Source organism: Hymenobacter edaphi (genome assembly GCF_003258365.1).
In the GTDB taxonomy this organism is placed as follows: Bacteria; Bacteroidota; Bacteroidia; order Cytophagales; family Hymenobacteraceae; genus Solirubrum; species Solirubrum edaphi.
The window spans coordinates 50,036-64,835 of the sequence record NZ_QHKM01000002.1 but is presented as its reverse complement, the minus strand read 5'-3'; the positions used below and the strand labels follow the sequence as shown (position 1 = coordinate 64,835).

Sequence of the window (14,800 nt, the reverse complement as noted above, 5' to 3'; positions counted from 1 at the left end):
CAGGTACCGGGGTTTCTCATTTTGAGACAATACCATCTGCTGCGCTAAGCACTGATAATCAACAGCCAAAGTACCTGCACCGGCTTGCTTTGAAAGGCGGCGCTTAAGCCGGGCGGCGCAGGGTTTGGGCGGCTACTGCCGCAGCGTTTCGGTGTGGTCGAAGGCACCGGCCAGGTCGCGCACGGCGTCGCGTACGTCCAGGTCCAGCTGGGAGCTGAAGTGCTGCCGACCGGGCAGAATGCTCACGCGGGCCTGTAGCCGCTCCAGCCACAGCTTTTCGTTTTGCTGGTACGCCGAAGTGTACGGGTCATCATCCGAGAGCAGCACCATCAGCTTGTCTTCGGGAATAGCCTGGCGGGCCTGCTCGTAGTCGATGGGCGCGTTCATCCAGTGCAGGATGTCCTGCCAGGGGCTATCGACCATAAACCAGCCGGCCACACACAGCACCCCGCCCACCCGGGCGCCGGGGGCCTGCCGGTTGATGTCGGCCAGGTAGTGCAGAATAGCCAGGCAGCCCACGCTGTGGCCCACCAAGTACACCTCCTGCCCGGCCAGCTTGGCGGGCGGCAGTAGCTGGGCCAGGTGCTCCACGGCCTGGCTGATAACGGGCACGTCCCAGGCGGGCATGTCCAGCGGATGCACTTCGTAGCGGTAGCCATCCTCAGCCGCCGCTTGTTCCAGCTGCTGCTTCAGCCAGGGGTACCAGTCGCTGCCCGAGTTACCACCCCAGCGCGGAATGATGTAGACGTGTTTGGTGGGATTCATAAGGAAGGGTGGGTGAGGAAAAACGGCCGAAATCCGTTTCGGCACAATAACACGACTTCATATAACTGAAATAATATCATATAACCAAACCTGGACCCGGCAGAAACTAAAAAAACCTCCGGCCGGGCCGGAGGCTTTGCGCAGCTGCGCCGCAGTCGGTTAGAAGTTCGGCGAGAGCAGGTACTTCTGGTAGAAGTCGTCGATGATTTTCACGGCCGAGGCCGCGTCGTCCACGATTTGCACCAGTTGCATGTCCTCGGCCGAGATGTTGTGCTCCTCGTGCAGCATCACCTCCTCGATCCACTTAAACAGCCCGTTCCAGTAGGCCGAGCCCACCAGCACGATGGGGAAACGGCCGATTTTGCGGGTCTGAATCAGGGTAATGGCTTCGAACAGCTCGTCGAGGGTGCCGAAGCCGCCGGGCATGCCGATGAAGCCCTGCGAGTACTTCACGAACATCACCTTGCGCACGAAGAAGTAATCGAAGTTGATGACTTTGTCCGGGTCGATGTAGATGTTATGGGTCTGCTCGAAGGGCAGCTCGATGTTGAGGCCCACCGACTTACCGCCCTCGGAGCGGGCACCTTTGTTGCCGGCTTCCATGATGCCGGGGCCGCCGCCGGTGATAACACCGTAGCCGTGGCGCACCAGCTTGGCCGCAATTTCCTCGGCCAGCTGGTAGTAGGGGTTGTCGGGCTTGGTGCGGGCCGAGCCGAACACCGATACGCAGGGTCCGATTTTGGCCATCTTCTCGAAGCCCTCCACGAACTCGGCCATGACCTTGAAGATCTGCCAGGAGTCGGCAATCTTAATCTCGTTCCAGTCCTTGTCAACGAAGGCCTTGCGGATGCGGTGCTCGTCGTCGAGCTGGGTGGTCCGCTCGCCGTGGGCCTGCTCGCGCAGGTCGCTGATGGTGGTAATCTTGTTGTCGTTGACGTCGGGCTGCACGATGGTCTTGCCGCTGCCGACGTTGTGGGCTTCTTCTTGAAGCTTGGTTTTGCTGGTTTTCTTCAGTTTGGTCATAGCCGCGCTGATGGTAATGGGCCGGGCCGCCTTCGTCGTCAAGGGCTGATGCTACCGCACAGGTTCAGGCACGGCGGGCCGGGAAGTGAGAAATGGGAATGTATGAGGGGGCAAAAGAAAGGCCGTTCGACGCCTGCGCGGCGGAACGACCAAAAGTATGGGCGCCCAAGTTAACAATTTGTTAACATCCAGCCAGCGAGTATGGCGAATTTGTTATGGTTACCCATGCCTGTCATGTCGAGCAACGCGAGACATCTGGGTTGACTTCGTTGGACGAGTCTACTCAGATGTCTTGCGTTGCTCGACATAACAGTTCGTTCTTACTTCGCCCGGATGGCGTCCACGGGGTCCATCATGGCCGCCACCACGGCCGGCACGATGCCCGAGATGATGCCGATGAGCACCGACAGGCCCAGGCCCAGGATGATGCGGTTCAGCGTCATGAAGATGCGGAAGGAATCCTGGGGAATCAGCGTGACCAGCCACACTAGGAACAGGCCGGCGGCCCCGCCGAGCAGGCACAGAAACACGGCCTCGAACAGAAACTGCGAGAGAATAAAGTAGTTCTTGGCGCCGAGCGACTTCTGAATCCCGATCAGACTGGTGCGCTCCTTCACCGACACGAACATAATGTTGGCAATGCCGAAGCCGCCCACCAGCGTGGCCAGCCCGCCGATCAGCGCCCCGGCCACGCCGATGACGCTGAACAGCTTGGTAATGGCGTCGGCCAGCATTTCGGGACGGTTCAGGGCGAAGTCGTCTTCCTCGCGGGGCTTCAGGCCGCGGATGGTGCGCATGGCCCCCTGCACCTCCGCTTCGAGGTTGAGCAGGCCCGGGTCGTCGTCGGAGCCCTTGATGCCGATGGTACCCTGCGCTCCACCCATGCCGCCGGTGCTCAGGGCGTAAATCTTGGTGAAGGCGCCCAGCGGCAACAGGCAGTTGGTGTCGTTGCTGGGCGTGTCGATCAGCTTTTTGCCCTCGCGCTCCATCACGCCGATGATGACGAAGCGCCGGCCGTGCGTCTGAAACTCGCGGCCCACCGCCGAGCCGTTGGGGTAGAGGCTGTGGGCAATGTCGTAGCCGACCACGGCCACGTTGCGGGCCGCCTCCACCTCCTGAGGCGTGAAATAGCGGCCTTCCTGCACCGGTACGTCGGACACCAGGCGGTAATCGAAGGTGACGCCCTGCAGGGCGATGCTTTCCAGGCTATTGGAGCCGGCCTTGAGCGTGTTGCCGCCCCGGGCCGCAAACAGGGCAATGCCCCGGTGGTTTTCCGGCGTGAGCAGGCGCTGCAGCTGGCGGAAGTCGCGGGTGGTAGGGCTGGGGCGGTTGAAGTACTTCCACCAGGGATAGTCGCCGCCGAAGGCCCAGGGCCACTTGGCCACGTATATCACCTTGTCGCCCACGAAGCTCATGCTCTGCCGGATGCTGGCCTCGAGTGAGTCGACCACGGTGAAGACGGCAATGATGGCGAAGATGCCGATGGTGACGCCCAGCAGGGAAAGAATGGTGCGCAGCAAATCGGCCTGCAGGGCCTGCCAGGCAAACCGGAAGCTTTCAAAGGTGAGGCGCAGGGTTTTCATAGCAGCAGAGACTTAGTGGCTTAGTGACTTAGCGAGTTGGTGAATTGGTAGGTTTGACGTTCGGGCATTCGGAACAGCACTCACTAGTTCACTATCTCACCATTTCACCTTTTTCGGGCGGAAGGTAACGATATATCCGGGCGGGTTCCGTACTTTTGCAACTCGAAAAAAATGCGTATTCTCCCCGCATTGTTGCCTGTCCCCAACGCCGGCCATGAAGCTTTCTGAGTTTAAGTTTGAACTGCCCGAGTCCCTGGTAGCGCAGCACCCCGCCAAGCAACGCGACGAGTCGCGCCTGATGGTGGTGCACCGCGACAGTGGCCGCATCGAGCACCGCACCTTCAAAGATATCATTGAATACTTCGACGACGGCGACGTATTCGTGGTAAATGACACGAAGGTATTTCCCGCCCGCCTCTACGGCAACAAAGAAAAAACCGGCGCCAAGATTGAAGTGTTCCTGCTGCGCGAGCTGAACAAGGAACTCCACCTCTGGGACGTGCTGGTGGACCCGGCCCGCAAAATCCGCGTCGGCAACAAGCTGTACTTCGACGACGACGGCGTGATGGTGGCCGAGGTCATCGACAACACCACCTCGCGCGGCCGGACCATCAAGTTCCTGTTCGACGGCCCGGAGGAGGACTTCTACAAAGCCCTGCACGACCTGGGCGAGACACCGCTGCCCAAGGAGGTCATTACCCGCGAGCCGGAAACGGCCGACAAGGAGCGCTACCAGACCATCTACGCCAAGCACACGGGTGCCGTGGCCGCGCCGTCGGCCGGGCTGCACTTCACCCGCGAGGTTATCAAGCGCCTGGAAATCAAAGGCGTGGAAATGGTACCGGTGACCATGCACGTGGGCCTGGGCACGTTCCGCCCCGTCGACGTGGAGGACCTGACCAAGCACAAGATGGACTCGGAAAACTTCATCGTGCCGGCCGAGTCGGCGACGGTGGTGAACCGGGCCCTCGACCAGAAAAAGCGCGTGTGCGCGGTGGGCACCACCTCCATGCGCGCCATGGAGTCGTCGGTGTCGGCCAACGCCCGCCTGAAGCCCACGGAGGGTTGGACGGACAAGTTTATCTTCCCGCCCTACGAGTTCAAGATTGCCAACTGCCTGCTGACCAACTTCCACATGCCGGAAAGCACGCTGATGATGCTGGCCTCGGCCTTCGCCGGCTACGACCTGCTCATCGAGGCGTACCAGACGGCCATCAAGGAGAAGTATAAGTTTTTCAGCTACGGCGACGCCATGCTGATTCTGTAAGCAGGTGATGAGGCAACAGGTGACCCGTAACAAGTCACGGTAGCCTTATCTTCTACCCAAAAGCCCGGCAGCCAACCGCAGCCGGGCTTTTTTGTGGGCGCCTGCCTGGTTATTCGGCCGGGTTACGCTCGGCCGATGAGCCGGGGACGCTCAGGGTTTTACGCACAACCAGCTCGTCGACCTGCAGCCGCCGGATGGTCAGCTCCCCGACTTCCAGCCGCTGCAGCCGGGCCTGGGCCACGCTCAGCCGCCGAATGGCTACCACACCCACCGCCAAGGCCCCGACGGCCAGCGCCCCAATGGCCGCTGCCCCGATGGCCAGGGCCCCGCGTGCCCCGGCACCGGTGGCCTGCGCGCCAATGGCCGAAGCGCCCGTAGCCTGCGCCCCGATGGCCTGACGGCGTATGCGAGTGGTGCCGGCGGCTTCGCCGGCGCCATGTTCAGCGGCTCGTTTCATGACGAAAAGCGTAAGGTGAAAAACCTGAACTCGTTAAGACGCAGCCCCGGCGCCGAGGTTGCGGGCCGATTCGTGGCCGCTGGGGGCTTACTTTTACGCCTCCTTTGTTTGCCAGCTTAGCCTTCTTCCCCGTGTCCTCCGCTCCCGCTTCCATCACTTCCTCCCCCGATACCCGCCTGGCCATCATCGTAGCCGGGGGCAGCGGCACGCGCATGGGCGCCGACCGCCCCAAGCAGTTCCTGGAGCTGCGCGGGGAGCCGGTGCTGGTACACACGCTGCGGCGCTTCGCCGAGCCGAGTCTGAAGGTGGCGCGCCTCGTGCTGGTGCTGCCCGCCGATCAGCTGAGCGTGTGGCAGGAGCTGCACGCCCGCTACGCGCCGGAGCTGGCCCTCACGGTGGCCACGGGCGGCGCCACGCGCTGGGCCTCGGTGCGGCAGGGGCTGGCGCAGCTCAAGGACTACGGTGCCGGCGTGGTGGCCGTGCACGACGGCGTGCGGCCCCTCACCCCCACCAGCGTTATCGAAAACACCTACGCGGCCGCCGCCCGGCACGGGGCCGCCGTGGCCGCCGTGGCGCCCAAGGACTCGGTGCGCGGCCTCTCGGCGACGGGTTCCTACGCCCTGGACCGCGCGCGCCTGCGGCTGGTGCAGACGCCGCAGTGCTTCGAGCTGGAGCTGCTGCGCCGCGCTTACCAGTTGCCCGAGCTGCCCACCTTCACCGACGACGCCAGCGTGGTGGAAGACCTGCACCCGATTCAGCTGGTGCCGGGCGACTACCGCAACCTGAAAATCACCACGCCGGAGGACCTGTTGCTGGCCGAAGCGCTGCTGGGGTAGCACCGGCTGGCGGTGCTGCCGGTTGACATGGCGAGGCGTGGCCCAAGCACCCGCCGGAAGGCGTCGTCAATCGGCTCCGGCTAACGAGCTAACCGTACCAGGAGCCCGGCCGAAACGGGCATCTACCGGTTCGGGCGGTGCTGGTTTCGGTTATTGCCAGTTGTGCCGTCGTGCCGCGAGGGGAAGGATTGGCTGCGCCTTCCCGCGGTTGCCTCGCTCCGCTCGCCATGACGGCAGGGTGAGCTGCCGTAGCTACTTTTACGCTTCCGCATCCACTCACCCACTCATCTACTGGAAATGCCCGAATACTCCAGCCTGCTCTACGAGGTGCGCCCCGACGGCGTGGCCACCATCACCCTGAACCGCCCCGAGGTGTTCAACGCCTTCAACGACGCGCAGAGCTACGAGCTGCAGGACGCCTTCAAGCAGGTGGCCCGCGACGCGCAGGTGCGGGCCGTGGTGCTGACCGGCGCCGGCCGCGCCTTCTGCTCGGGCCAGGACCTGAAGGCCTCGCAGCAGGCCGAGGCCGACGGCGGCAGCCGCTCCTTCTACGACTCGCTGCACAAGCGCTACAACCCCATCATCCGGGCCATGCGCGGGCTGCCCAAGCCCATCATCTGCCGCCTCAACGGCGTGGCGGCCGGCGCCGGCTGCTCCCTGGCCCTGGCCTGCGACGCCATTGTGGCCTCCACCGACGCCTCGCTGATCGAGGTGTTCATCAACATTGGCCTGGTGCCCGACTCGGGCTCCTCGTACTTCCTGCCGCGCCTCGTGGGCAGCCTGAAGGCCTTCGAGCTGTGTGCCCTCGGCTCGAAGGTGCCCGCCGACGAGGCCCTGCGCCTGGGCCTGGTGAACCAAGTGGTGGCGCCCGAGCAGCTCGACGAAGCCGCCTACGGCCTGGCGGCCCGCTACGCCGCCGCGCCCACCAAGGCCATCGGCCTCATCAAGCAGATGCTGAACAAGTCGGGGGCCGCCTCGCTCGACGAAATGCTCGATTACGAAGCCTACTGCCAGCAGATAGCGGGCGAAAGCGCCGACTACAAGGAGGGCGTGCTGGCCTTCAGCGAAAAGCGCAAGCCCGCGTTTCAGGGCCGATAAGATTTCCGCTTCCTGCCCCGACGCCACGCGGCCGGTCTTCAGCGCTGAAGACCGGCCGCGTGGCGTCGGAGGCGCACCGGCCGCCTGGCCGGACCGCTGCCCGGCCCCCGGCGCCGCGTTGGGCGGTCGATACTACCCGACTGGCTAATTAATTTGCGTCCTCAATCCTTTTTTCATTTTATGCGACACCCTTTACGGTTCAACCTCAACAACCTGCTGGCCGCGCTGCTGTGCCTGCTGGCCAGCGCCGCCCGGGCCCAAACTCCTGACTGGCAGACCGCCGTAGCCCTGGCCGGCGACGTGCAGGTGCAGGCCACCGCCGCCGACGCGGCCGGCAACGTATACCTCGCCGGCGGCTTTGCCGGCACGGTGGTGCTGGGCAGCACCACCCTGAACACGCCCAACGGCCAGGAGCTGTTCGTGGCCAAGTGGAACCCGAACAGCGGCTTTGCCTGGGCGCTGAAGGGCACCAGCACCACGACCACCGGCCGCAACCTGGCCACGGCCATTGCCCTATCGGGCACCAACGTGTACGTGGCCGGCAACTTCGTGAGCCAGAGCCTGACGCTGGGCACCCGCCCGGCCCTGATCAACGCCCAGGCCGGCAACAGCGACATCTTTCTGATGCGCCTGATCGAAACGGGCAACACGGTCTCGGTGAACTGGGCCAAGCGGGCCGGCGGCACCGCCAACGACTACGCCAACGCCCTGAGCAACTTTGCCACCACTTACCTCTACCTGGGCGGCACCAGCGGCGGCAGCGCCACCTTCGACAACTACACGCTGCCCGACGCGGGCGGCTTCGTGGCCCGCTACTACCCCGTCAACCTGACCATGCCCGCCAGCCCGGCGCCGGTGGTGCCGGCGGGCGAAGAAGTAACGGCCCTGCAGTACCTGAACGGGGCCGTGTACGCGGCGGGCATCTTCAGCAACGCCGCGAATACCATGCCCGGCGGCCCCCTGGCCAGTGCCGGCGGCCGCGACGCGTTTGTGCTGAAGCTGGACTACCTCAACCTCACCACCCAGCTCTGGGCCCAGCAGGCCGGCGGCCCGGGCGACGACTACGCCCGCAGCCTGCTGGCTGCCGGCAGCAGCGTGTACGTGGGCGGCAGCTACCGCAGCAGCAGCGCCGCTTTCGGCAGCACCACGCTCACCAACAGCGGCGTGGCCAACCTGTTCGTGAGCAAGCTCACCGACGCGGGCAGCTCGGCTAGCTTTGCCTGGGCCCTGCAAAACGGCGGCACCAGCACCGATGCCTCGAACAGCATCAACGGCCTGGGCCTCTACGGCACCAGCCTGTACGCGGCCGGCACCTTCGGGGGCACGGCCAGCTTCGGCAGCCGCACGCTCACCAGCGCCGGCAGCAGCGACGTGCTGGTGGCCAAGGTGGCCGACGCGGGCAGCACGGGCAGCTTCGTGGGGGCGCAGCAGGCCGGAGGCACCGGGGCCGACTACGCCAGCAGCGTGGGGCGCCTCGATACCCGCACCTGGTACGCGGCCGGGCAGGTAACGACGCCCGCCGCCTTCGGCACCGGCTTCAGCATCGGCACCAACGCCGGGGTGCGCCCCGGCTACGTGGCCACCCTGTCTGACCCGGCCCCGCTGCTGACCCTGGCGGCGCCCAACGCCGGGCTGACGGGCTCGACCGTGACGCTCTACGGCCAGGGCCTGACCGGCACGACGGCCGTTGCCTTCAGCGGCAGCGCCAACAACGTGGTCACGTCGGGCTTCACCGTCAACGCCAGCGGCACGCAGATCAGCGGCGTGGTGGTGCCAGCGGGGGCGCAGTCGGGCCCCGTGAACGTGACCACGGCCAGCGGCACCAGCAACGGCCTGGTGAGCTACACCGTGCTGACCGCCAACAACTCCGCCCCGGCCTGGCAGCGCGCGTCGACGGCAAATACGGCCAGCCTCGTGCGCTGGGCCGCGCCCATGGCCAACGGCTCGGTGGTGGTAGCCGGCGAATTCAGCGGCAGCCTCACGCTGGGCAGCACCACGCTCACCAGCGCGGGCGGCACCGACGTGTTCGTGGCCAAGTTCGACCCGGCCACGGCCACCTACAGCTGGGCCGTACGGGCCGGCGGCACCAGCACCGACGACACCTACGGCGGCCTGGTGGTGAGCGGCAACAACATCTACGTGGCGGGCCAGTTCTACACGCAGACGGCCACGTTTGGCGGCACGACCCTGACGGCCGGGCAGTCGTTTCTGAACGGCTACGTGGCCAAGCTCACCGACGCGGGCACCTCGGGCAGCTTCACCTGGGCCCAGATGCTCGACGACGGCTCCGGCGTGTACGTGGAGGCCCTGGCGGCCAGCGGCAACAACGTGTACGTGGGCGGCGACTTTCTCGGGGCGGCCCTCACCATTGGCAACCAGACGCTGGGCGTCAACAACAGCCTCGATGACGGCTACGTGGCCCGCCTCACCGACAACGGCAGCACCAGCACCTGCAACTGGATCAAGGGCATCGGCAATGCCAACGCGAGCAACCTGAGCACCGTCAACGTGTATGGCCTGAGCGTCAGCGGCTCGACGGTGTACGTGAGCGGCGTGCTCTACGGCAACGTCACCTTCGGCAGCACCACCGTATCGGCGGCCGGCGGCGCCAACGGCCCCGGCGACGTGGCCGTGGCCCGCCTGATCGACAACGGCACCTCGGCCAGCTTTACGGGCGCCATCCGGGCGGGCGGCACCGGCAGCGAGTTTGTGTTCGGGCTGACGGCCGGCCCCGGCGGCACACTCTACGTGGCGGGGCGCAACGGCAGCGCGGCCGCCTGGACGGGCGCGACCGTTGCCGGCACCGGCCTCGGCTTCGTGGCGAAAGTCATCGACACCGGCGGCAACCTGAGCTTCGGCTGGGTGCAGCTGCTCAACAGCACGGTGTACCAGACCGCCGTGAACGGCACGGGCCTGTACGCCGCGACGTCCCTGGCCGGCACCGAAACCTACGCCGGCACGCCCCTGCGCAGCGCCGGCAGCTCCGATGGCCTGGTGCTGCGCCTCGACGACAACGGCAGCACCGCCAGCGTACGCTGGGCCCGGGCCGCCGGGGGCCTCGGCCCCGACAGCTTCCGGGCGCTGGCGCTGGACGCCGGCGGGCAGGTGGTGGTGGGCGGCAGCGTCACGCCGCTGGCCGGTTTTGGCAGCCTCGTGGTCAGCAGCCCCGAGGGTGTCGCCGTGGCGGCCCTGGGCGTCCTCTCCGATCCGCTGCTGCTGGCCACGACCCCGGGCCGCAGCCGCGCAGCCCTGGCCCTGTACCCTAACCCGGCCCGCACCCACGTCATCCTGCACCGCCCGGCCGCCGGCGCCCAGCCCGTCCTGCTCGATGCCCTGGGCCGCGCCGTGCGCCATTACCCCGCGGTGAGCGGTAAGGCCGAAACCACGCTGGACCTGCGCGGGCTGCCGGCCGGCGTGTACGTGCTGCGCTGCGGCCCGGCCAGCCAGCGGCTGATTGTGGAGTAAGTCCTACCGCTGCAGCCCCGGAAGCCGCAACAACTGCCGGCTCCGGCCTGAGACAACAGTAAGCCAATAGGCCGCCGTGCTGCGCGTAGCACGGCGGCCTGTTGCATTTGACGCGGCTTCCGGTTTGAAGCCGGGCCGTGCTTCCGCTGGTACAGCCTCGGCGCCGGCCATCGTCGGGTGCCCGTTTCGACACTTCACCCGGAACGCTGGCGCAGGACCACGGCAGTCAGCTTAAAATAAAATTAAAATTGAAGTATACCCATCATTAAACTTTCACTATTCCTACGCATCTTAGGGGTTACAACCGGCCCGCAAGTCAACCACGCGCCGGTCAACCGGCCTCTTCCGACCAAAACCCCTGCCTATGGACCGTAGAGCTTTTCTCCGCAAACCGGCTTCGGCACTGACGGCCCCGGCGGCAGTGCCGGCCGGGCCTTTAGTGCCGCAAACCGATCCGCCCGGCGAAACCCTCAGCCCCTACGCCAACAAAACGCTGCCGGTGCTGCCGCGCACCAACGCGGGCCTGGCGGCCTATGCCGGCCCCTGGGGTACGGCGCAGGCGGCGCACCTGCTGCGGCGCTGCCTGTTCGGGCCCACGCGGGCGCAACTGGCGGCGGCGGCCAGCTCCACCCTCTCGCAGGTGCTGACCACGCTGCTGACGGCCCCCGCGACGCCCGCGCCGCCGGTCAACGTCTCGGCCACCGACACGAGCGTGGCCATCGGGCAGACTTGGGTGACGCAGGCTTTCGACCAGAACTTCGAGGGCGTGCGACGCTCCGCGCTGCGGGCCTGGTGGCTGGGCCAGCTGCTGCAGGGCAGTACCCTGCAGGGCAAGATGTGGCTGTTCTGGCACAACCACTTCGTCGTTGAGCTGGCCGACATCAACGACGCGCGCTACGGCTACCACTACGCCGAGCTGCTGCGCGGGCAGGCCCTGGGCAACGTGAAGCAGCTGTGCAAGGACGTGACCGTGGCCCCGGCCATGCTGCGCTACCTCAACGGCAACCAGAGCACCGCCACCGCCCCCAACGAAAACTACGGCCGCGAGCTGCTGGAACTGTTTACGGTGGGCAAAGGCCCGCTCATCGGCACCGGCAACTACACCAATTACACCGAGGCCGACGTGCAGGCCGCCGCCAAGGTGCTTACCGGCTGGCGCGACAACGCCACCACCATTGCCGGCTACTACACCGCTTCGCGCCACGACACGACGGTCAAGCAGTTCAGCGGCGCGTTTCAGAACCAGGCCATTCCGAACGGCGGCGACCAGGAGTACAAGACGCTGGTCGACATGATTTTCGGGCAGGCCGAAACCGCCCGCCACCTCGTGCGCAAGCTCTACCGCTGGTTTGTGTACTACGTCATCGACGCGACAACCGAGCAGAACATCATCCAGCCCCTGGCCACCCAGCTGCAGCAAAACGGCTACAACATCGGGCCGGTGCTGCGCACGCTGCTGGCCTCCGAGCACTTCTTCGACGCGGTGAACGTGGGCTGCTACATCAAAAGCCCGCTCGACTTCAGCCTGGGCCTGCTGCGCCAGCTGGAAGTAGCCCAGCCCACTTCCGCCAACGTGGCTCAGCAGTACGCGGTGTGGGACTACTTCAACGGGCTGACCAACCTGCAGCAGCAGTACCTGGGCGACCCGCCCAACGTGGCCGGCTGGCCCGCCTATTGGCAGACCCCGCAGTTCAACGAACTGTGGATCAACGCCGTGACGCTGCCGCGCCGCACCCAGGTATCCGACGCGCTGCTCACCAGCACCGGCGTCACCCGCTCGGGCTTCCAGCTCATCGTCGACCCGGTGGCCTGGGCCCAGAGCCTGCCCGCCGCCACCGCCCAGGACCCGAACCTGCTCATCCAGGCCTTTGTCGACGTGCTGATGCCCTTCGCGCTGACCACCAGCCAGCTGGCCTACCTCAACGACACGCTGCTGCCCGGCCTGCCCGACTTCGAGTGGACCGACGAGTGGAACCAGTACCTGGCCGCGCCCACCAACACGGCCAAGAAAAACGCCGTGGCCACCAAGCTCCGCGCGCTGCTCAAGGCCATGCTCAGCCAGGCCGAATACCAACTCAGCTAAGTGGTGAAATGGTGAGGTGGTGAACTGGTGAGTGCCGTGCTGATTGCGCAAGCTGCGCAGTGCTGGCCTCCGGAACATCAACCTCACCAATCACCACCTCACCATTTGACCATCTTCTGATGAAACGCAGAGAATTTATCCAGACCGCGGCGGCGGGGGCGGTGCTGCCGGTGCTGCTGAACGGCTTCCCGGTGGCGGCTTATGGCCAGGAAAACGCGGTGCTGGCGGCGTTGGTCAACACTTCCATTCAGACCGACCGCGTGCTGGTGCTCGTGCAGCTCAACGGCGGCAACGACGGGCTGAACATGGTCATTCCGCTGGACCAGTACAGCGGGCTGATGACGGCCCGGCCCGACATTGCCATTCCGCAGGCCCAGGTGCTGCCGCTGACCACGCTCACCGGCCTGCACCCGGCCATGACGGGCGTCAAGTCGCTCTACGACAACGGCAAAATCGGCGTGGTGCAGAGCGTGGGCTACCCCAACCCCAACTTCTCGCACTTCCGCGCCACCGACATCTGGACCTCGGCCTCCGACTCCAACGTGACCTGGAACACCGGCTGGGCCGGCCGCTACCTCGACGGCGAGTTTCCGGGCTTTCCCACCGGCTACCCCAGCACCCAAAACCCCGACCCGCTGGCCATTACCGTCGGCTCGGTGGTGAGCAACTGCGTGCAGGGCCCCGCCGTGAACATGGGCATGGCCATTGCCAGCACCAGCTCGTTCTACCAGCTGCTCACCGGCACCGTCGATACCGCCCCGAACACGCCGGCGGGCCACGAGCTGACGTTTATCCGGCAGGTGGTGCAGCAGACACAGGTGTACACCACGGCCATTCAGCGGGCGGCGCGGGCGGCCAGCAACCTCTCGCCCATGTGGCCCACCGCCGGCCAGAATGCCCTGGCCGACCAGCTCAAAATCGTGGCCCAGCTGATTGCCGGCGGGCTGCAGACGCGCATCTACTGCGTCAACCTCGGCGGCTTCGACACCCACGCCCTGCAGGTGCCGGCCACCGGCAGCACCGCCACCGGCACCCACGCCACGCTGCTGGGCAAGGTGTCGCAGGCCGTCGAGGCTTTCCAGGACGATTTGCGCCGCCTCGGCGTGCAGGACCGCGTGGTGGGCCTGACGTTTTCCGAGTTCGGGCGGCGCATCAAGGCCAACTCGGGCAAGGGCACCGACCACGGCGCGGCGGCTCCGCTGCTGGTGTTCGGCACCAGCGTGAACCCGCGCATCCACGGCCAGAACGTGCAGGTGCCGGCCAACGCGGGCGTCAACGACAACGTGCCGATGCAGTACGATTTCCGCTCGGTGTACGCCTCCATTCTGCAGGACTGGTTCTCGGTACCCGCCGCCACGCTCAGCGCGCTGTTCGGCCGCGCTTTCCCCTACGTGCCCGTATTGCGCGCCGGCGTGGCCACCGGCACCACCGCGGCCGCCGACGTGAACGTGCCCAACTTCAGCGTGTACCCCAACCCCGTGCGCGAGCGGGCCACCATCACCTTCGACGCCGACGGCGGCCACGTGCAGGTATTGCTCTTCGACGGCACCGGCCGCGAAATCAGTCGCCTGGCGGACCGCGCCCTGCCCCGCGGCCCGCAGCAGCTCCCGCTCGATGCCACGGCGCTGGCGGCGGGCACTTACTACTGCCACGTGCAGGAAGGCTCGCGCCTGAGCACCCGGCTGGTGGTGGTGGAGTAAGGGTTTGGCCCGCCGAATTTGCCGGCCAACCTCAACCGTTACCATCAAAACTTGAAAAACTCCCCGCTCGGGCGTAGCCTTGGCGGGGAGTTTTGCGTAATGCCCAAACACGCCCGCCGGCCTCCGCCAGCGGGCGTTTGTTCCGACCCCCTAACTACCTCATCCGTTCCGTCATGGACAACCAGATCCAAAAACAGCTGGAAGACATTCTCCCGGAGGACATTGCGCGCACCTTCGAAAGCGCCTACCACGTGATTAAGGGCGACAACGAGCACGTTGAAGACCTGCTCCGCCACGGCGGCGCCCTGCTGCGCAAGGCCAGCCAGCGCCTCACCCCCACCCAGCTCGTACTCGGCATTGCCGTGCTGGCCGCCGGCGCCGTGCTGGTGCTGACCAAGTACTCCGACCAGATTCAGGACGCCATTGAGGACTTCACCGACGGCGACGACGCCCCGGAGCCCGCCAAGGACGCCAAGCCGGCCGGCAAATAGCCGCGCTTTCCGGACCCTACCAGCCGACGCAG

At 66.0% G+C, this 14,800-nt stretch carries 11 protein-coding genes; 7 read left to right on the top strand and 4 right to left on the bottom strand.

The window, feature by feature from the left end; genetic code table 11:
- Positions 1-132 precede the first annotated feature (132 nt).
- From DLM85_RS07920 to DLM85_RS07910, 3 genes are all read right to left on the bottom strand, one after another.
- On the bottom strand, positions 133-765 hold the full coding sequence (locus DLM85_RS07920; protein WP_111477576.1) for an RBBP9/YdeN family alpha/beta hydrolase: 633 nt from the start codon (positions 763-765) through the stop codon (positions 133-135).
- Between the two features lie 159 nt (positions 766-924).
- Positions 925-1,788, bottom strand: a complete 864-nt coding sequence (locus DLM85_RS07915) for an LOG family protein (RefSeq protein WP_111477575.1) — start codon at positions 1,786-1,788, stop codon at positions 925-927.
- Positions 1,789-2,108: 320 nt separating this feature from the next.
- Positions 2,109-3,371 (bottom strand): ABC transporter permease, encoded by a 1,263-nt coding sequence (locus DLM85_RS07910; RefSeq protein WP_111477574.1) that lies wholly within the window; start codon positions 3,369-3,371, stop codon positions 2,109-2,111.
- Positions 3,372-3,585: 214 nt separating this feature from the next.
- Between DLM85_RS07910 and queA the strand changes: the two genes are divergently transcribed.
- A complete protein-coding gene (gene queA, locus DLM85_RS07905) occupies positions 3,586-4,638 on the top strand; it encodes a tRNA preQ1(34) S-adenosylmethionine ribosyltransferase-isomerase QueA (RefSeq protein ID WP_111477573.1) in 1,053 nt (350 codons plus the stop codon).
- 109 nt (positions 4,639-4,747) lie between these two features.
- Here the strand turns inward: queA and DLM85_RS07900 are convergent, their stop codons facing one another.
- Positions 4,748-5,095 (bottom strand): hypothetical protein, encoded by a 348-nt coding sequence (locus DLM85_RS07900; RefSeq protein WP_207890992.1) that lies wholly within the window; start codon positions 5,093-5,095, stop codon positions 4,748-4,750.
- A 131-nt stretch (positions 5,096-5,226) separates the two neighbouring features.
- On the opposite strand from DLM85_RS07900, the gene DLM85_RS07895 reads away from it, so the two are divergent.
- From DLM85_RS07895 to DLM85_RS07870, 6 genes are all read left to right on the top strand, one after another.
- On the top strand, positions 5,227-5,931 hold the full coding sequence (locus DLM85_RS07895) for a 2-C-methyl-D-erythritol 4-phosphate cytidylyltransferase (protein WP_243635899.1): 705 nt from the start codon (positions 5,227-5,229) through the stop codon (positions 5,929-5,931).
- 297 nt (positions 5,932-6,228) lie between these two features.
- Entirely contained in the window at positions 6,229-7,029 is an 801-nt protein-coding gene (locus tag DLM85_RS07890) for an enoyl-CoA hydratase-related protein (protein WP_111477572.1), read from the top strand.
- A 180-nt stretch (positions 7,030-7,209) separates the two neighbouring features.
- Positions 7,210-10,494, top strand: a complete 3,285-nt coding sequence (locus DLM85_RS07885; RefSeq protein ID WP_111477571.1) for a T9SS type A sorting domain-containing protein — start codon at positions 7,210-7,212, stop codon at positions 10,492-10,494.
- Between the two features lie 364 nt (positions 10,495-10,858).
- Positions 10,859-12,577, top strand: coding sequence for a DUF1800 domain-containing protein (locus tag DLM85_RS07880; RefSeq protein ID WP_111477570.1), 1,719 nt, complete (start codon positions 10,859-10,861; stop codon positions 12,575-12,577).
- Positions 12,578-12,696: 119 nt separating this feature from the next.
- Positions 12,697-14,277, top strand: a complete 1,581-nt coding sequence (locus DLM85_RS07875; protein WP_207890991.1) for a DUF1501 domain-containing protein — start codon at positions 12,697-12,699, stop codon at positions 14,275-14,277.
- 173 nt (positions 14,278-14,450) lie between these two features.
- Entirely contained in the window at positions 14,451-14,768 is a 318-nt protein-coding gene (locus DLM85_RS07870; RefSeq protein WP_111477569.1) for a hypothetical protein, read from the top strand.
- Positions 14,769-14,800: the final 32 nt, after the last annotated feature.